10 protein-coding genes and 1 tRNA gene are annotated in these 18,293 nt (G+C 66.1%); 4 read left to right on the forward strand and 7 right to left on the reverse strand.

The window, feature by feature from the left end:
• Nucleotides 1–453: Hcp family type VI secretion system effector (locus C556_RS0118170; RefSeq protein WP_018748708.1), on the reverse strand; the 453-nt coding region annotated here is incomplete at its 3' end.
• Between the two features lie 556 nt (nt 454–1,009).
• Here C556_RS0118170 and C556_RS0118175 point away from each other — a divergent pair.
• Together C556_RS0118175 and C556_RS0118180 are read left to right on the forward strand one after the other, a co-directional pair.
• The gene (locus tag C556_RS0118175; protein WP_018749675.1) at nt 1,010–2,728 is read left to right on the forward strand and encodes a cation:proton antiporter domain-containing protein; all 1,719 of its coding nucleotides are present in this window, start codon (nt 1,010–1,012) and stop codon (nt 2,726–2,728) included.
• A gap of 320 nt (nt 2,729–3,048) precedes the next feature.
• Nucleotides 3,049–3,951: a helix-turn-helix transcriptional regulator gene (locus C556_RS0118180; RefSeq protein WP_018749676.1), complete on the forward strand. Its 903-nt coding sequence runs from the start codon at nt 3,049–3,051 to the stop codon at nt 3,949–3,951.
• Nucleotides 3,952–3,996: 45 nt separating this feature from the next.
• Here the strand turns inward: C556_RS0118180 and C556_RS22505 are convergent, their stop codons facing one another.
• Nucleotides 3,997–6,339 (reverse strand): extracellular solute-binding protein, encoded by a 2,343-nt coding sequence (locus tag C556_RS22505; RefSeq protein ID WP_083930669.1) that lies wholly within the window; start codon nt 6,337–6,339, stop codon nt 3,997–3,999.
• Between the two features lie 593 nt (nt 6,340–6,932).
• Nucleotides 6,933–7,017: transfer RNA gene (locus C556_RS0118190), tRNA-Leu, on the reverse strand.
• A gap of 186 nt (nt 7,018–7,203) precedes the next feature.
• Between C556_RS0118190 and C556_RS21130 the strand changes: the two genes are divergently transcribed.
• A complete protein-coding gene (locus tag C556_RS21130; protein WP_018749678.1) occupies nt 7,204–8,142 on the forward strand; it encodes an ankyrin repeat domain-containing protein in 939 nt (312 codons plus the stop codon).
• Between the two features lie 96 nt (nt 8,143–8,238).
• Here the strand turns inward: C556_RS21130 and C556_RS21135 are convergent, their stop codons facing one another.
• Complete coding sequence (locus C556_RS21135; protein WP_018749679.1) at nt 8,239–10,743, reverse strand: beta-N-acetylhexosaminidase; 2,505 nt, start codon at nt 10,741–10,743, stop codon at nt 8,239–8,241.
• A gap of 584 nt (nt 10,744–11,327) precedes the next feature.
• Between C556_RS21135 and purL the strand changes: the two genes are divergently transcribed.
• Nucleotides 11,328–15,278, forward strand: coding sequence for a phosphoribosylformylglycinamidine synthase (purL, locus tag C556_RS0118205; protein ID WP_018749680.1), 3,951 nt, complete (start codon nt 11,328–11,330; stop codon nt 15,276–15,278).
• A 79-nt stretch (nt 15,279–15,357) separates the two neighbouring features.
• On the opposite strand, the gene C556_RS23660 is transcribed toward purL, so the two are convergent.
• From C556_RS23660 to C556_RS21140, 3 genes are all read right to left on the reverse strand, one after another.
• Complete coding sequence (locus C556_RS23660; protein ID WP_018749681.1) at nt 15,358–16,179, reverse strand: PEP-CTERM sorting domain-containing protein; 822 nt, start codon at nt 16,177–16,179, stop codon at nt 15,358–15,360.
• Between the two features lie 371 nt (nt 16,180–16,550).
• Nucleotides 16,551–16,898 carry a DUF4870 domain-containing protein gene (locus C556_RS0118215; protein ID WP_018749682.1) on the reverse strand — a complete coding sequence of 116 codons (348 nt, stop codon included), beginning with the start codon at nt 16,896–16,898 and terminating at the stop codon, nt 16,551–16,553.
• A 152-nt stretch (nt 16,899–17,050) separates the two neighbouring features.
• Nucleotides 17,051–18,226 (reverse strand): ABC transporter substrate-binding protein, encoded by a 1,176-nt coding sequence (locus C556_RS21140; RefSeq protein ID WP_018749683.1) that lies wholly within the window; start codon nt 18,224–18,226, stop codon nt 17,051–17,053.
• Nucleotides 18,227–18,293: the final 67 nt, after the last annotated feature.

Raw genomic sequence — 18,293 nt, forward strand, 5'->3', positions numbered from 1 at the left:
ATTGCCGCCGCCGGCGCCGTCTTCACGCTTCTGCTGGGTGTAGGTCCACTTGATCTTGCCGTAGCTCAGGCTCACCGACTCGGACGGGAAGCCGTCGTCGTTGGCCGCGCCTTGCGGCTGCACCTTGGAGATCAGCACCTGTTCCAGCTTCACTTCCAGATACTTCACCTTGTCGCCGCCCGCGCGGCACAGTTCCAGGGTGACTTCCTTGATGTGCTTGCCGGTGCAGCACGCTTCGTACAGCTTCGGGCTGGCCTTGTCGATCAGGTGCACGATGTCGAAGGTGCTGTGGTTGACGCGCTCGGCGGTGGCGCCGCCGACCGAGCTGGCGGTGGCCGACGCGGGCTGTTCCAGCTTGTGGGCGAAGGATTTGATCTCGATCCAGTCCTTGTGCTTGTCGTCGGTGCTTTCGCCGGGGATGCCGTCGATCTTGATGAAGGCGTCGAATGCCATGTTGAGAACTCCTGGGGTTTGAGTGGACGATCCCACCCGGGGCCGTACTCTCGGTCTTGTTGGGTGCGAAAAGCAGACTGAACTGTAAGTTGGGTGGATCTGGCGCCAAGATTACGTGCAAATTGCCGTTATACGTGAGGCGCATATCGGGCAAATCCGGCCGTTCAACCCATCGGCTCGGCGAGGTTGCTTGCATGCGCGGCAATTTTCATAACTGTCAAGTTTCTGTCAATATGCCGCGGGTATTTTTTAGTGCCCGGAACATGCCCCGGGTGCTACCTTCGGGGGTGCGGGCGTGGTTGCCGCGGCCTGCGCCGCGTCGGCAATCGGCGAGAAACGTACGCGAAAAGCGTGCCAAAATACGCACTTCGCGCACTTCGTGGCGGAAACCTGCGGTTTCCAGTGAACCGAATACGCTGCGCGCTGTTTAATCAATGCAAATCAACTTCCGTGCCGCGCCCAGCCGCGGCCGGCCCGTGCCCGGACGCCGCATGCCCCCGCTGCGTCCGGGTCGCGTTCCCGCGCTGCCACTCATAACCATAAGGAACTGCGATACGTGCCTCACGATATCAGTCTGATCACCACTATCTCCGCCGGCCTCGGCCTGGCCCTGATCCTCGGCTTTCTCTGCGCCCGCCTGAAGATTCCGGCATTGGTCGGCTATCTGGTGGCCGGCATGCTGATCGGGCCGGCGACGCCGGGCTTCGTGGCCGACGTGCATCTGGCCGGCCAGCTGGCGGAGATCGGGGTGATGCTGCTGATGTTCGGCGTGGGCTTGCATTTCTCGCTGGAGGATCTGCTGGCGGTGCGCAAGATCGCGCTGCCCGGCGCGGTGGTGCAGATCGCGGTCGCCACGCTGCTGGGCATGGGCGTGGCGATGTGGTGGGGCTGGAGCATCGGCGGCGCGCTGGTGTTCGGCCTGTCGCTGTCGTGCGCCAGTACCGTGGTGCTGCTGCGGGCGCTGGAAACGCGCGGCGTGCTCGAATCGGTGAACGGCCGCATCGCGGTCGGCTGGCTGATCGTCGAGGATCTGGCGATGGTGCTGGTGCTGGTGCTGCTGCCGGCGGTGGCGCCGATGCTGGGCGGCTCGGTGGCCGGACACGAGGCCGGCGGCAACCTGTGGTGGACGCTGCTGCGCACGCTGGGGCAGGTGGCGGTGTTCGTGGCGCTGATGCTGGTGGTCGGTCGCCGGCTGTTTCCGTGGCTGTTGTGGCAGGTGGCGCGCACCGGCTCGCGCGAGCTGTTCACGCTGTGCGTGATCGCCGCGGCGCTGGGCATCGCCTACGGCTCGGCCAAGCTGTTCGGGGTGTCGTTCGCGCTGGGCGCGTTCTTCGCCGGCATGGTGATGCGCGAATCGGACCTGAGCCATCGCGCCGCCGAGGAATCGCTGCCGCTGCGCGATGCGTTCTCGGTGTTGTTCTTCGTCTCGGTCGGCATGCTGTTCGACCCGCGGGTGATCATGGACCAGCCGCTCCAGGTGGTGGCGGTGGTGCTGATCATCATCGTCGGCAAGACCCTGGCGGCGTTCGGCCTGGTGCTGCTGTTCCGCTATCCGCTCAATACCGCGCTCACCGTCTCGGCCAGCCTGGCGCAGATCGGCGAGTTCTCCTTCATCCTGGCCGGCATGGGGCTGGCGCTGGATCTGCTGCCGCGCGAGGGGCAGAGCCTGATTCTGGCCGGGGCGCTGATCTCGATCGCCTTCAACTCGGCGGTGTTCGCCGCCATCGAGCCGGCGCAGCGCTGGATCCGCGCGCGCTCCAACCTGGCGCGGATGCTGGAGCGGCGCGACGATCCGCTCGCCGAGCTGCCGATGGAGGTCGATCAGGCCAAGCTCACCGGGCAGGTGGTGCTGGTGGGCTATGGCCGTGTCGGGCGCCGCATCGGCGATGCGCTGACCGAGCAGGGCATCCCGTTCGTGGTGGCGGAGCAGAACCGCGAGATCGTCGAGGCGCTGCGGGTGCAGGGCATCCCGGCGGTGTCGGGCGACGCCGCCGAGCCGGCGGTGCTGATCCAGGCGCATATCGCCAACGCCGGCATGCTGGTGATCGCCACGCCCGACAGCTTCCACGTGCGGCAGATGGTCGAGATCGCGCGCACGCTCAATCCGGGTATCGAGACGGTGGTGCGTACCCACAGCGAGGACGAGGCGGTGCTGCTGGCGCAGGAGCAGGTGGGGCAGGTGTTCATGGGCGAGCACGAGCTGGCCAAGGGCATGACGCGCCACGTGCTGGAGCGCATGGGCAAGCGCGCAACCGGCGCTGCCGATCACCACTGACGACCCCCACGCGACGCCGCCCGGCGTCGCGCCCCTGACGGCGCCCTGCCGGCAACCGTGGGTCACGGCGCACGCCCTGCCGTGAGCTTTATTTGCCCATCGTTACTTTCTGTCGTTGATCCGCCGCTTCGGGAGCGGCCATGATCGTCTCGATTCTTTGACTCCCCCTCCAACGTCGACGGTCGGCGGGACACCACCTGTCCCGCCGATTCCACATACTGCGCCGCAGCACACTGTGTTCCCCCCGAGACCAAGCGGGCGCCGGCCGTCAGCAGGCGCGACAGCTTGGCGACATCGTCACCCCCAAAGAGAATTCGACCATGTCCCAGAAAGGCACACACGATCGCCTTGCCCATCGTCTGGCCTGCACCCTGATCCTACTCAACCAAGGCAGCAAGCTCACCCCCAAGGGGCTGGCCGACAAGTTCAACGTTTCGGTGAAGACCGCGCGCCGTGACCTCGACCGGCTCGACGCCATCGGCTTGCAGCAGGATGAGCAGGGGCGCTATTTCCTGCCGAGCTACCTGCTCGGCAAGCTCACTTTCCATGAGATCGACCGGCTGATCATGCTGTCGGGAATCAAGGATCTATTCCCCGAAACCGGGGCCGGCCTGCTGCACGACCTGTTCGACCACATGGCACAGAATGCGCTGCTGTCCGATGCCCAGGGCGCGCGCGTGTCGCGTTGCGTGGAGATCCGCCAGGCCGAGGCGGCGGTGGCCGAGCGCCGACGGCTGGATCTGCGCTACCGCAACGGCGGGGCGGTCGATCTCTACGCCGGCCTGGCGCCCTACAAGGTGTTGTTCGAACGCGGGGCCTGGTATCTGGTGGCGGCCGACGGCGACCAGCTCAAGACCTTCCATTTCGACAAGATCCGCACGCTGGTGCTGCTCGATACCCATTTTCAGCCGGACCCGGCGATGCTGGCGCGCATCCAGGCCGGCGACAACCTGTGGTCGCGCGAGGCGCTGAACGAAGTGCTGGTGGCGGTGGATGCCGAGGCTGCGGACTACTTCAAGCGCCGCACCGTGCTGGCGCGGCAGCATATCGTGCAGGAACGCGCCGACGGCAGCCTCGTCGTCTCCACCGAGGTGATCCACCCGTCGCAGATCCTGCCCATCGTGCGCTACTGGATTCCGCACGTGCGCATTCTCGATCCGCAGGAGATGCAGGTGTCGCTGGAACGCCAGCTGCGCGCCTACGTCGGCGGCGTGGACGCATGAAAAAGCCCGGCGCGAGCCGGGCTGGAGAGGGGCGAGGGGACGCGTCTAGCGTCGTGCCGCTTCGCCGAGGCGGCGCGCTGCATCCTGCGCGCTCATGTTGGCATTGGTCCAGTAGGCGCCGATCACATCGAAGAATGCCGAGCGGACATTGTCCTGCACCGCCATGTTGTGCGCCCACGACGGCACCAGCACGCCCTTGTTGGCGGCGGCGGCGAAGTCCTTGGAAGACTGGCGGGCGTAGTCGTCGTAGCGGGCCATGTTGACGTCGGTGCGCGCCGGGATGTTGCCCTTGTACAGGTTGAACACTTCCTGGCCTTCCTGGCTCATCAGCAGGCGCACGAAGTCGCGTTGCGCGGCGATGCGCAGCGGATCGGTCTGCTGGAACATGGTCAGCGTGTCGGCGGCGAAGCTGTAGTCGCCGCTCTGCGTCGGCGCCGGCCAGCACAGGTAGTCGCGGCCCTGCTCCTTGCCGGCCTGGACGAATTCCGCCTTGGCCCAATCGCCCATCAGCTGCATCGCGGCGCGGCCGTTGATGACGTCGGCGGTGGCGAGGTTCCAGTCGCGGCCCACCGGGTCCGGCGTCACATAGGGCTTGAGCTGCTTGAGCGTTTCCAGTGCCCGCACCATCTTGGCGCCGGTCAGCGCGCCCTGGTCCAGCTGGCTGAATGCCGCGCGGTAGAAGTCGGCGCCGCCCTGGCCCAGCGCGATGGCCTCGAACACCGTGGCCACCTGCCAGCTCTGTTCGCTGTGCGCCAGGATGGCGATGCCGGCCTGCTTCAGCTTCTCGGCCATGGCGAAGAAGTCGTCCCACGAGTGGGGCGGGCGCAGGTTCAGGCGGCTGGCCATCTGGGCGTTCACCCACAGCATGTTGGTGCGCGCGGTGCCCAGCGGCACGGCGACGTACTTGCCGCCGGACTGGATCATCTGGTCGAACACCGCCGGCAGCACGCGCGACCAGCCCTGCTCGCGGGCGATGTCGGTCAGGTCGGCACAGAAGCCGTCGCGTGCCCAGTTCTGGATCTTCACGCCACCGATGGCCGCGGCGGTCGGCGAGTTGCCGGCCTGTACGCGTGTCTTGAGCGACGCCATCGGGTTCTCACCGCTGCTGCGCGCGTCCATCCAGTGGTGGCCCTGCTTGTTCAGCAGCGCTTTCACTTCCGACACCGCGCGGGCCTCGGACGACGACAGCCACCAGTGCAGCACCTCGATGTCGGCCAGCTTGAAGCGGCCGACCAGGTCCAGCAGCTTGCCGGCGCGGCCGTCGAGCTGCGCCAGCGTCTGACCGGACTGGCGCAAGGCCGAATCGGTGGCCTGGACCATGTTGTTGATCTGCTCGGCCGAGTGCGCCATGGTGTTGGTGGCCGACGACTGCTCGCGGGTCGATTCGGCGATCTGCCGTACCGCTTCCACCACGTGCGTCATGCGCTCGCCGATGCCCAGCATGTGCTGGCGGGCGTCGTCCGCGCTGCGCACGCTGCCGTTCACCTGTTCGGCGGTCGAGCCCATGCTGTCCACGGCCACCGTGGTCTCGCTGCCGATCGATTCGATCATGCGGGCGATCTCCACCGTGGCGCTGGAGGTGCGTTCGGCCAGCTTGCGCACTTCATCGGCCACCACGGCGAAGCCGCGGCCCTGCTCGCCGGCGCGCGCGGCCTCGATGGCGGCGTTCAGCGCCAGCAGGTTGGTCTGGCCGGCGATGTCCTTGATCACGCCGACGATGCCGCTGATCTCCTGCGAGCGCTTGCCCAGGCTGTCCATGGTGGTGCCCAGGGTCCGCATCGCGTCGGCGACGCCGCCCACTTCCTGGAGCACCCGGCTGACGGCGTCGGCGCTGTCGGCCGCGGTCTGCTGGGTGGACGACACCACCTCGTCCACGTCGCGCGCGTTGTCGGCGATGTGATCGATGCTGACGGTGATCTGCTGCACCGTGGCGGCGCTGGCGGCGGCGAAGTCCGATTGCTGGCGCGCGTCCTTCGCCATCTGTGCGTTGACCACCGAGACCTCGTGCAGGCCGATGGCCAGGCCTTCCATTTCGCGCTGCACTTCGCGCAGCACACCCTGCTGGCGCGCGACGAAGGCGTTCAGTGCCTTGGCGATCTGGCCGATCTCGTCGTTGCCCTCGGGCAGGCGCAGGTTCAGGTCGCCCTGCTCGCTGGCCAGGCTTTGCAAGGTGGTGCGCAGGCGCGTGAAGGAAGCCATGCCCTTGCCGACGCCGAAGAACAACGCGGCGGCGATGCCGCCCACGCTGACGAGCGCCAGCAGCAAGGCAACGGTGACGACACTGCCGGGCAGGTTGGCTGCACTGAGAAGGTAGCCGAAGGTAACGGCAAAGCCGGCGACAACGGCAGCGAGCGGTACGGCGATCATCCAGCTGCGTAGTGACATCATGATGTAAAGCTCCTGCGGCGACCCAACGGTGGGAGTGCCCTTGATGCATAAAAGAAATTTGGCTGCAATTCTTGGCACCCATCCCACCCGAATGGCGTGGGGTAGTTAGGATTATTCTTACACACTTGCAGCATAGCCTAGAGTGCTTGCCGATGTGCGGCCATAAGTGGAAACACGCATGATGGTGGGCGATTGTGCCAGTTAGATCATTGGTTTAGCGCCGAGATGGCGTTTTTTTCCTTAGGTGCGGCGCACCATTTTTGCCGCAGAATCCCCGCGATCCGCTCTACTTTGGAACATCCGTTTTAAATTTCTGTTTTTGTAATTATCTATCTGATCACGCACGCATTTTCTTCGCAAGGCTTTCAGCTATTTCCAAGGCGAGAGAATGCGTAAATCGTACTGGGTATGCAAGCTGGCGGGGGCGGCCGGATTTTTTACGCAACTGATCGGTCGGGCCGATGGGCGGCGGTGTCGCGGGATGGGGGATCGGGCGGGAAACCGGCAGAAATGCTCGGAAAATCGCGAAGGGCAGCCACCCGTGAGGCGGGTGGATAAAGAAAAAGCCGGGCGATGCCCGGCTTTTCGAATGATGGTGCCGACAGTGAGACTCGAACTCACACGGCCGCAGCCACTACCCCCTCAAGATAGCGTGTCTACCAATTTCACCATGTCGGCCTTGCGAGGCCGGACATTGGCGTCCAACCTGCAAAGAGGCCGGATGTTAACCGGCGCGCGATATTGTGTCCAGCTTGGCGAAGGCGGCTTTCGCTTGCGGAATCCGTCGGTTGCACGCATTGCGGCAACATCCTTTGCGGTACAATGGGCTGGTTTTTCTGCAAGCTTCATTCTTACATCCACAGAATGTCCGACGCGTTGCTCGATCTCCTCAATCGTTACGATCTGGCCGACCGCTACCCGCGCCTGCTGGCGGAGCGCTATCCGCGAATCATCAGCCGCATCGTGGATTTATGGGGGACCCCGTCGCTGTCCGCCTACTTCGAGGAACTGCTGATCATGGATCGGCCCGACCGCCAGGGCTTTCCCCCGGAAGTCGGCGCGGAATTGATGTCGCTGGCATTTGCTTACGATAACGTGGTGTTGCCCCGTCAAGAGCAGGACGACGTGTGGGCCCATGTCAATGGCAAGGCGCAGGAGGAACTGGCGCAGCTGGGCCTGATGCCCAACGCCAAGGATTTCCACACCAGCGTCGGTCGCGGCGAGCAGCAGATGATCGGGCTGTTCCTGCGCGCGGGCTTGTCGATCGATGCGCGCGACGAGCAGGAATGGACGCCGCTGATGCGGGCCTGCTTCGAGGGCAACTACGACATGGCCGAGGCGCTGATCCGCGCCGGCGCCAGCGTCCACGCGCAGGATTACGACGGCTACAGCCCCCTGCACTGGGCCGCGCTCAATGGCAACGAGGCGCTGGTGGAATTGCTGCTGGCGAACGGGGCGCGGGTGAACGCCACCAGCAACCATGGCTTCACCCCGCTGATCCAGGCCGCGTCGTGCGGCCATACCAAGCTGGTGCGCGGCCTGATCGCCGTCGGCGCCAACGTGGCCGCCACCACCGTCGATGGCTGGACCGCGCTGCACAAGGCGGTGTCCAACGGCCACCTGGATACCTGCGTCGCGTTGCTGGACCAGGGCGCCGACCCGCTGGCGCGCTACCAGGACGGCACCACGCCGCTGGAAATCGCCCAGCGCGGCAACCGGCAGCAACTGGTCAAGCTGCTGGCGATGGCCGCCAGCCTGCGCCAGCGCCACCCCGAGGCGCTCAATCCGGCGAGCAAGAAGTAGCGGCTGTGTCGCGGCCGTGGCGGTGCTGTCGCCCGGCTAGCAACGAAAAACGCCTGCGTTCCCACGCAGGCGTTTTTGTTGGGCGGGTAGGGCGGATCAGCCCACCTGCACCGACCGACCACGACGGTTGGTGGTGGTGAACGCTGCCAGCGTCACCTTGCCGCTGACCGCCACCGGGCCGGTGTAGGCCGGCGAGGCAGCCGTCGGCTCGCTGCCGTCGGTGGTGTAGCGCAGCACGAAGCCCGGGCTTTCGATGTTGGCCAGCAACTTGCCGCCTTCCAGGCGCGCACCCGGCACCGGCACGCGATAGCCGTAGCCGCCGAGGAAGCCGTCCAGCCGTGGCAGCTCGCGCTGACCCAGGCGGTTGGCGAACTGGTTCCAGTCGGCCTGCATGCGACGGTCGCGCTCGCCCTTGTCGGCGATGAAGGTCCAGCCCGGATCGGCGGCCCAGGCGCGTTCGGCCAGTGCGACGATACGCGGCATCGCGAAGTGCTCGATGCGCGCGCCGCTGCGGGCGTTCTCGCCCCACAGTTCGCCCTGGATGCCCAGCACGTTGCGGGTGCCTTCGGCGGTCAGGCGAGCCTTGTCCTTCAGCGAGTCGCCCAGGTCGGCGCCGAACAGGTTGACGGTGGCGGTGGTGTAGATATCCAGCGGGCAGAACTCGAACGCCTTGCGGGTGTTGATGAAGCCGCCCCAGTAGTAGCCGGGCTCGCGCGGGTCCTTTTCATATGCCAGGTCGAAGTACAGGTTGGTGACGTTGCACAGCACCACCTTGTAGCCGGCGTTGGCCAGCTGGTAGGCGAAATCCTCCTGGCCCCAGCCCCACACGTTGTTCCAGACATAGGGCTGGAAGTTGGCGTTGACGAACTTGGGGTTCGGCTTGTGCACCACGACGCCGTCGACGGTTTCGTTGGTGAGGGCGATTTCCTCCCAGCCGCCGAAGGTCAGGTCGTACTGCTTCAGGATGTCGCGATAGCGCGCGAGGAAGTGGTCGAGCAGTTCGCGGGTGTTCTTCAGGCCGTTCTGCTGCATGAAGGCCTGGCACTTGGGCGAGCCTTCCCACACCCCGGCCGGCACTTCGTCGCCGCCGGTGTGCATGGTCTTCCAGACCACGCCGGCTTCGGCGTACATCTGCTTCACGTCGCGGATCACCGTCTCGATGAAGTGATACGCGCCGTCGAGCGCGATGCAGATCACGTTGTCGTGCCACAGCTGCACCGATTCGTACTTGGACGCATCGTCGAAATCGGCCAGCAGGTAGTGCTCGGCCTCGGCCTGCTTGCCGGCCTTCACCAGCCGGTCGTAGCGCACGTTCATGGCCTTGATCGCGGCACGGGCGTGGCCCGGCACGTCGAACTCGGGCACCACTTCGATATGGCGCGCGGCGGCGAACTTGAGGATCTCGACGAACTCGGCGCGGGTGTAGAAGCCGGTGCCGTGCGAGTGCTCGACCTCGGCGCCGGAGCCGAAGCTCGGCACCAGGTTGTCGGTCTCGCTGGTGGTGAAGCCGCGCAGGCTGCCGATCTCGGTCAGCTCCGGCAGGCTCGGGATCTCCAGGCGCCAGCCTTCGTCGTCGGTGATGTGGAAGTGGAACTTGTTGAGCTTGTACAGCGCCATGCAGTCGAGCAGGCGCAGCACGGTCTGCTTGGACGAGAAGTTGCGACCCACGTCCACGTGCATGCCGCGGTAGGCGAAGCGCGGGGCATCCTTCACCTTGCCGAACGGCACGCTCAACGTCGGCTGCGGGTTGCGCCACGCATCCACCGGCAGCAACTGGCGCAGGCTCTGGATGCCATTGAACACGCCGTGCGCGCTGGCGCCGGTGATGACGATGCCGTCGGCGCTCACGTCCAGCGCATAGGCTTCTTCCGGCGCGCCGCTGTCGACGGCCACCTGGCCCAGTTGCAGCACGATGCCCTTGCCCTGGGCGGCGCCGTGGAATTCGGTGCCGGTCAGATCCTTCAGCGCCTGGCGCAGGAAGGTGGCTTCGCGTTCCAGCTCGACCGGGAACACCACCGGGGTGTCATGCGAGAAGGTGAAGCTGCCACCGCCGAAGCTGGATTCCAGCGGGGTCGGGGTGATCCTGCCGACCTGATCGGCGGGCAGCAGGGTCAGCGCCTCGTTGTCGGCGTAGCGCGTTTCCGCGGTGACGTAGGGCACCTTGTCGCCCAGCGAGCGGTTGCGCTGCTCGGGGCGGGTGAACGGCACGATCTCAGGGTCGCCGATCACCTCGGCGCGGGCGTCGGCCTGGCCGTCGCCGTAGACCACGTAGAAGCCCAGCGGGGCGTCGGTCTCCTGGATCACCCAGAACAGGCCCACGTAGCGGATGCTGCGGCTTTCGCCCGGGGCCAGCGTGCCGAAGTCGGCGCTGGGCACCAGCTTGGACAGGTCGCCGTTCACATGGACGATGTCCACGCCGCCGGTGACCGTGCCCGGTTTGACCTTGCGGCAGGCGTTGAAGTAGATCGCCCAATCCTTGCCCGAGAGCGGCGCGTCGGACTGGTTGGTCAGCGTCAGTTCGGCCAGGAAGGTGTCGCCGTCGTAGTGGTTGGAAATACATTCCCAGGTGAGCTTGAGTTGTGATCCGGCAGGACGGCTCATCGGTCTACTCCAAGATAGCGTTGGGGGTACATACGGCTCGCGACGCCGTAAGGAAACGGGGTGCCTGTGAGTGTAGAGCGATTGCCTGACCCTCGCCAGCACTCGTTTTGCCCAGGTTGTCGCGAGCGGCCCGCCGGCGGGACGGCCATGCACCGGGCTGGAAGGCGCTTGTCGCCAGCCGTCGGGTGGGTGGAGCGCCATCGCGGTGGGATGCGCCGTCGCGACCTGATGTGTCTGTTGCCGCACATGGCCCGCTGGCGTCGAGCCGCCTGGACATCCAGGGCAAAGCTTGCTTCCGCACGTAGAAAAGTGCGGCAAATCAGCTTCAGGTTTTGTCATCGGCCGCGCGTCAGCAAGCCCCGGCCGACGTATGCCGTCCCGGTCGTCGCCCGAACGGCGCGCAACGACCCGGGAGGCCGCGCCGCCAGGGGCGCCGTCCACCGCGGCGACGTGGGCGGCCGCGCAATCGGCGCGGGTTCCGGGCCGGGCGACGGCAAGCTTTTCCGGTATCATTGCGCCTGAATTTCAGCGCGGGGGTGCTGCCCGCCGCGTTTCATTTGTCGCGACCCCTACGGATCCGAATCATGGCTGATGTCCTCAAGCTGCGCGGTGGCGCGGCGCTCTCCGCTTTCCGCATCGAAAAACTCCAGGCCGCACTGGCCGCGCAAGGCATACCGGCCCGGCTTTACGCCGAGTTCTGGCATTACGCGGAAGTCGACGGCGAACTGGACGCGGAACAGCGCGCGGTGCTGGAGCGCGTGCTCAGCTACGGCGAACCGGCGCGCAACGACGACGCCCGCGGCACGCTGCTGCTGGTGCTGCCGCGCCTGGGCACCATCTCGCCCTGGTCGTCCAAGGCGTCGGACATCGTGCACCACTGCGGGCTGGAACAGGTGGCGCGAGTGGAACGCGGCATGGCGGTGTATGCCAGCCGTGCCGACGGCGCCCCGCTGTCCACCGCCGAGAAGAGCGTGCTGATCCCGCTGATCCACGACCGCATGACCGAGCAGGTGTTCGAGACGCTGGAAGCCGGCGCCGAACTGTTCCGCCACTTCGCGCCGCGCGAGCTGGTCAGCGTGGATGTGCTGGGCGGCGGGCGCGAGGCGCTGGCCAAGGCCAACGGCGAATTCGGCCTGGCGCTGTCCGAGGACGAGATCGACTACCTGGTGGAGAACTTCGGCAAGCTGGGGCGCAACCCCACCGACGTCGAGCTGACCATGTTCGCCCAGGCGAACTCCGAACACTGTCGCCACAAGATCTTCAACGCCAGCTTCGTCGTCGACGGCGAGCCGCAGCCGCACAGCCTGTTCGGCATGATCCGCGAAACGCACAAGGCGCACCCGGAAGGCACGGTGGTGGCGTATGCCGACAACGCTTCGGTGATCGAGGGCGCCGAGGTCGACCGCTTCTTCCCGCGTCCCGGCACGGCCGAATACGCGTTCGACCGCCAGCAGACCCATATCCTGATGAAGGTGGAAACCCACAACCACCCGACCGCGATCTCGCCGTTCCCCGGCGCGGCTACCGGCTCCGGTGGCGAAATCCGCGACGAAGGCGCCACCGGGCGCGGCTCGCGGCCCAAGGCCGGCCTGTGCGGCTTCACCGTCTCCAACCTGAACATCCCCGGCGCGGTGCAGCCGTGGGAAGACCCGGTCTACGGCAAGCCCGACCGCATCGCCAGCGCGCTCGACATCATGATCGAGGGCCCGATCGGCGCGGCGGCGTTCAACAACGAATTCGGCCGTCCCAACCTGTGCGGCTACTTCCGCACCTTTGAGGAAACCTTCGACGGCCAGCGCCGCGGCTACCACAAGCCGATCATGATCGCCGGCGGCCTGGGCAGCATCGCCGCCATCCACGTCGGCAAGAACGCCTTGCCCGACGGCAGCCTGCTGATCCAGCTCGGCGGTCCGGGCATGCTGATCGGCATGGGCGGCGGCGCCGCCAGCTCGATGGCCACCGGCGCCAACGCCGCCGACCTGGACTTCGATTCGGTGCAGCGCGGCAATCCCGAGATCCAGCGTCGCGCGCAGGAAGTGATCGACCGCTGCTGGCAACTGGGCGCGGCCAACCCGATCCAGTCGATCCACGACGTGGGCGCGGGCGGCATCTCCAACGCCTTCCCCGAGCTGGTCAACGACGCCGGCATGGGTGCGGTGTTCGACCTGCGCAAGGTGAACATCGAAGAATCGGGCATGGCGCCCAAGGAAATCTGGTCCAACGAATCGCAGGAACGCTACGTGCTGGGCATCCATCCGAGCGATCTGCTGGCGTTCGAGCAGATCTGCGAGCGTGAGCGCTGCCCGTTCGCGGTGATCGGCCGCACCACCAGCGAACGCCAGCTGGTGGTTGAGGACCCGCATTTCGGTAACAAGCCGGTCGACATGCCGATGGAAGTGCTGCTGGGCAAGCCGCCCAAGATGACGCGCGACGTGGCGCGGGTGAAGCCGCAGTTCCAGGTATTCGATTCGTCGGGGTGCGACCTCAAGGATTCGCTGTACCGCGTGCTGCGCCTGCCCACCGTGGCCAGCAAGAACTTCCTGGTCACCATCGGCGACCGCACCGTGGGCGGCCTGACCGCGCGCGACCAGATGGTCGGCCCCTGGCAGGTGCCGCTGGCCGACGTGGCCGTCACCACCATGGGCTTCGCCACCTATCGCGGCGAGGCGATGGCGATGGGCGAGCGCACGCCGCTGGCGTTGCTGAACGCGCCGGCCTCCGGTCGCATGGCGGTGGCCGAGGCGCTGCTGAACATCGCCGCCGCGCCGATCGCTTCGCTGGGCGAGGTCAAGCTGTCGGCCAACTGGATGGCCGCCGCCGGCCACCCCGGCGAGGACGCCAACCTGTACGACACGGTGAAGGCGGTCGGCCTGGACCTGTGCCGCGAGCTGGGCGTGTCGATCCCGGTGGGCAAGGATTCGCTGTCGATGAAGACGGTGTGGCAGGACGGCGCCGACAAGAAGGAAGTGGTCGCGCCGCTGTCGCTGATCGTCTCCGCCTTCGCCCCGGTGGGCGACGTGCGCCGCACCCTGACCCCGGTGCTGCGCGCCGAGTTCGACACCGACCTGATCCTGGTCGACCTGGGCGACGGCAAGTGCCGCCTGGGCGGCTCGGCGCTGGCGCAGGTGCACAAGCAGGTCGGTACCTGGGCGCCCGACGTGGTCAGCGTGCCGCACCTGAAGGCGTTCTTCGACACCGTGCAGAAGCTGAATGCCCAGGGCCGGCTGCTGGCCTACCACGACCGTTCCGACGGCGGCCTGATGGCGACCGTGGCCGAAATGATGTTCGCCAGCCATGTCGGTGTCACCCTGGAGATCGACGAGGTCTGCATCGAGCGTCGTCGCCGCGCCCGCGAGGAGGACGAACTGTCATCCGAGGACGTGGCGCGCGCCGAGATGGGCCGCGTGATGGGCGTGTTGTTCAACGAGGAACTGGGCGCGGTGCTGCAGGTGAAGCGCAGCGACACCGCCGCGGTGATCGCCGCCTTCTCCAACGTCGGCATCCGCAGCGAGCTGCACGTGATCGGCACGCTGAACCACGACGACCGCCTGAAGGTGAAGAAGCGCAACCGCCTGCTGCTGGACGAGGCGCGCGTCGAATTGCAGAAGGCATGGAGCGAAACCAGCTGGCGCATCCAGCGCCTGCGCGACAACCCGGCCTGTGCCGATGCCGAGTTCCACCGCCTGGAGGAACGTCACGACAAGGGCCTGTTCGCGCAACTGTCGTTCGAGCCGTCCGAGGACGTCGCCGCGCCGTTCATTGCCAAGGGCGCGCGCCCCAAGGTGGCGGTGCTGCGCGAGCAGGGCGTCAACGGCCAGATCGAGATGGCCGCCGCCTTCACCCGCGCCGGCTTCTCCGCCGTCGACGTGCATATGAGCGACCTGATCGCCGGCCGCGTCAGTCTGGCCGATTTCCAGGGCATCGCCGCCTGCGGCGGCTTCAGCTACGGCGACGTGCTGGGCGCCGGCGAAGGCTGGGCCAAGAGCATCCTGTTCAATGCCCGCGCCCGCGACCAGTTCGACGCCTTCTTCCATCGCGCCGACACCTTCGGCCTGGGCGTGTGCAACGGCTGCCAGATGATGGCCAACCTGGCCGGCATCATCCCCGGCGCCGAGGCGTGGCCCAAGTTCACCCGCAACCAGAGCGAGCAGTTCGAAGCGCGGCTGGCGATGGTGGAACTGCCGGAATCGCCGTCGCTGTTCTTCGGCGGCATGGCCGGCAGCAAACTGCCGGTGGTGGTGAGCCACGGCGAGGGCTACGCCAACTTCGGTCAGCAGGGCGACCTGAAGCACGCCATCGTCGCCATGCGCTACGTGGACAGCCACGGCAAACCGACCGAAGCCTATCCGGCCAACCCCAACGGCAGCCCCAAGGGTGTCGCCGGCGTGACCACCGCTGACGGCCGCTTCAGCATCATGATGCCGCACCCGGAACGGGTGTTCCGTACCGTGCAGATGAGCTGGCACCCCGACCATTGGGGCGAGGATTCGCCGTGGATGCGCATGTTCCGCAATGCGCGGGTCTGGCTGGGCTGATCCGGCCCACAATAAAAAAGGAGCGCTCCGGCGCTCCTTTTTTTGTGCGATCGATAAAACCCTCCTGGCTGTGCCGCACTCAGCCCCGCGCGTGGTCTGCGCGCGCCTTGCGCCGCCGCGCCCAGCCGACCAGCCCGCCACCGGCCAGCAGCAGGGCGGCGGTGGCGGGTTCCGGCACCGGGGTGGTGATGGCGTTGAAGGCGATGCGTTGCAGATAGAGATCGGCGCCGCCCAGGTCGGCCTGCCACATGTAGACCGGCACTTCCCCATAGATGGGCACTTCGATCAACGGGCAATCCGGCTGCCCGACGCAGAACGGGTCTTCCTGCCAGTCGGTGCCGATCTGGACGATCTCGGTGCCGACCTGCACTTCGGTCCAGTCGATCGAGCCCTGCGCCTCGGCGTAACCGCGCAGCGCCGGGGCGGTCGGGTCGTTGTACTGCAACTGCTGTACGAACGAACCGCTGCCGTAGCTGAAGCCGGTCCATCCCACGGCATCCACCGCCATGCCCACCCCGCCGGGATACTCGGTGTTGTAGCTGCCGATGAAATCGACGGTGTAGCCGACGATCTTGTGGCCGGGCTTGGCGGTGAAGGAGAAGGTGGAATCGAAGAAGGCGTGCACGGGCAGCAGCGGGTCGCTCTCGTTGATGGCGTAGTCGAACAACGAGAACTGGCTGCCGAAATCGAGCAGCACGCCATTGCTGGATGCGCTGTAGCCCACGCTGTTGGGATCGAGGTAGGTGGTCCAGCCGTAGTCGTACTGGTCGATGCCGAAGGTGAAGGTGTCCGGGTCGAAATCCACGGTGACGTGGTTGGAATCGATGGTGGTGGGGATGGCCAGTGCGGCGTGGCAAAGCAGCGCCCCGGCCAGGGCGGGCAGGACATGGCGAGCAAGCATGACGATAACCTCCGTTGTATGGGTGCCGGTGAGGCGACATCAGGCTAGAGCGCGCTTTGCAGAAATTCCGGTATGTCTGTGTTTGAGATTATTCGAATGTGCCGATAAGCCTGCATCAATCGTCACCTGCCGGTCAGCTTGCCCGGATAACCATGTTGCGGCGCAGCGTGCCTGAGTTGCCAGCTTGCGTAGCCCCGGCTCAACCGTGGGCGCGCGGGCACGAATCGAGCCGTCATGCTGACTGCCTATGACATGTGTATTGTCAGCGACCGCTGGTCATGTCGTGAGCGGCGCGGGGCACGGATGGTGTTCGCGCAACAAAAAAGGCTGCCGGGGCAGCCTGTTTTTGTCGGCATGCGGTACTGCGGCGGTTACTTGATCAGGCGCAGATTGAACGGCAGGCGGTAGGACACGCCCTTGCTGGCGTTGATGGCGCCGAGGATGCAGAACACCAGGTTCACCAGTGCCACGATCCAGGCCAACAGAATGCCGATCACGATGAACACCAGAATGCCGGACACCGCGTAGGCGATGATCACGGTGATGGCCCAATTGAGCGCTTCCTTGGATTGGTCCTGCACAAAGGCATCGTCTTTCTTGACGAGATAGAGAATCAGCGCGGGAATGAAACTGAAGAAAATGGTGCCGATCCAGACCAGGACGGCAATGGTGGTGGCATCGTTGGAGGGCGGCTGAGCACTCGGTTGGATATCGGTCATCTCGGTTTCCCCTGTTTTGTGGTGCGCGGAACTGCGCTGCCCCATCTTAGTGGCGGAGTAAACCAAGGGTCAAATTCGCCCTGACATCCCTCACACAAGATTGCACAAACAAAAAACCGGCCCTGGGGCCGGTTGTTTGCGATGCCGCCCGCTCAGCGGGTGAGGGTGCCGGTGGGCGAGATCATCGTCAGCTCGACAAAGCTGGAACCCAGGCGCTTGTTGGCGCTGAAATCGATCACGTAGCCGCCCAGATCCAGCCGGTTCATCGAGGTCAGCGCGTTGTAGACGGCCTGGCGGGTGGGGTTCTTGCCGGCGCGCTTGAGAGCTTCCACCGCCAGCCGCGCCGAGAGGTAGCCTTCCAGCACCGCGTAGCTGGGGTACTCGCCGCTGCGCAGGACGGCGCCGGCGTCTTCCTGGAATTCGCGGATGAAGCGCAGCTGCATGTTGGACGGATAGGGATAGACCTGCGAGATGCCCAGGCCGTGCGCGTCCTTCTTGCCGGCGATGCGGATCACGTCCTCGAACTGGATCAACGAGATGCCGTAGAGCTGGCTGGTGCCGCCCGCGGCCTTGAACTGCTTGACGAAGTTGGCGGCCGGGCGCGAGATCGCCAGCACGATCACCGCCTGCGGGTTGGCCTTGGCCAGTGTCTTGGTGGCGGCGGCGACGTCGCCGCTCTTGGCGTTGAAGGTGGCTTCCACTTCCAGCTTGAGCTGGCGCTTGGTCAGCGCGTCCTTCAGCGACTTGAGCGCGGCCTGGCCGTCGGCGTCGTCCTGCACCAGCGCGCCCACCCGGGTGATCCCGAGGTTGCCGGTCAGCAATTGGACGGTCTTTTCCAGCTCCTGCGTGTAGCCGGCGCGGGTCTGGAAGATGTTCGGATCGGCCGGCAGGCGGATCAGCTCGGCGCCGCCGTGCACGCCCACCAGCGCGACGTTGGCGTTGGCCAGCACCTTGGAGCGGGTCAGCTCGGTGGCGGTGGCGCTGCCGTAATAGTTCACCAGCAGCGCGGCGCCTTGCTTGTCGAGCAGGTCGCGGGTGTTCTGGACCGCCTTTTGCGGATTGTTGCCGTCGTCCAGCACCTTGTGGTTGACCACGGCGCCGTTGATGCCGCCCCGGGCGTTGACGCGACCGAAATACAACGACGCGCCCAGCGCCAGCGCCTTGCCGGTGTCGGCCGCGATGCCGGTGGTGGGCACCGACTGGCCGATGACGATTTCGGATTCGGGGGTGCGGTTGACGGCTTCGACTTCCTCGTCCTCCGGCGCGGCATTGGCCGTGGCGAGGACACCCGCGATCAGGCAGGGCAGCAGGAACAACTTGCGCAGCATCTTGATCTCCCCCTAGGGCTGAACCTCCTTGCTGGAGGCCGTTTTTGCTATGTCCGGGGCATCTTAA

The sequence above is a fragment of the Chitiniphilus shinanonensis DSM 23277 genome, from assembly GCF_000374805.1.
In the GTDB taxonomy this organism is placed as follows: domain Bacteria; phylum Pseudomonadota; class Gammaproteobacteria; order Burkholderiales; family Chitinibacteraceae; genus Chitiniphilus; species Chitiniphilus shinanonensis.

Excerpts from the sequence above, each read along its gene's own strand:
- C556_RS21135 (WP_018749679.1), bottom strand. The coding sequence starts at position 10,743 with ATGAGCCGTCCTGCCGGATCACAACTCAAGCTCACCTGGGAATGTATT.
- C556_RS23660 (WP_018749681.1), bottom strand. The coding sequence starts at position 16,179 with ATGCTTGCTCGCCATGTCCTGCCCGCCCTGGCCGGGGCGCTGCTTTGC.
- C556_RS22505 (WP_083930669.1), bottom strand. The coding sequence starts at position 6,339 with ATGATGTCACTACGCAGCTGGATGATCGCCGTACCGCTCGCTGCCGTT.
- C556_RS0118180 (WP_018749676.1), top strand. The coding sequence starts at position 3,049 with ATGTCCCAGAAAGGCACACACGATCGCCTTGCCCATCGTCTGGCCTGC.
- C556_RS0118215 (WP_018749682.1), bottom strand. The coding sequence starts at position 16,898 with ATGACCGATATCCAACCGAGTGCTCAGCCGCCCTCCAACGATGCCACC.
- C556_RS21130 (WP_018749678.1), top strand. The coding sequence starts at position 7,204 with ATGTCCGACGCGTTGCTCGATCTCCTCAATCGTTACGATCTGGCCGAC.
- purL (WP_018749680.1), top strand. The coding sequence starts at position 11,328 with ATGGCTGATGTCCTCAAGCTGCGCGGTGGCGCGGCGCTCTCCGCTTTC.
- C556_RS21140 (WP_018749683.1), bottom strand. The coding sequence starts at position 18,226 with ATGCTGCGCAAGTTGTTCCTGCTGCCCTGCCTGATCGCGGGTGTCCTC.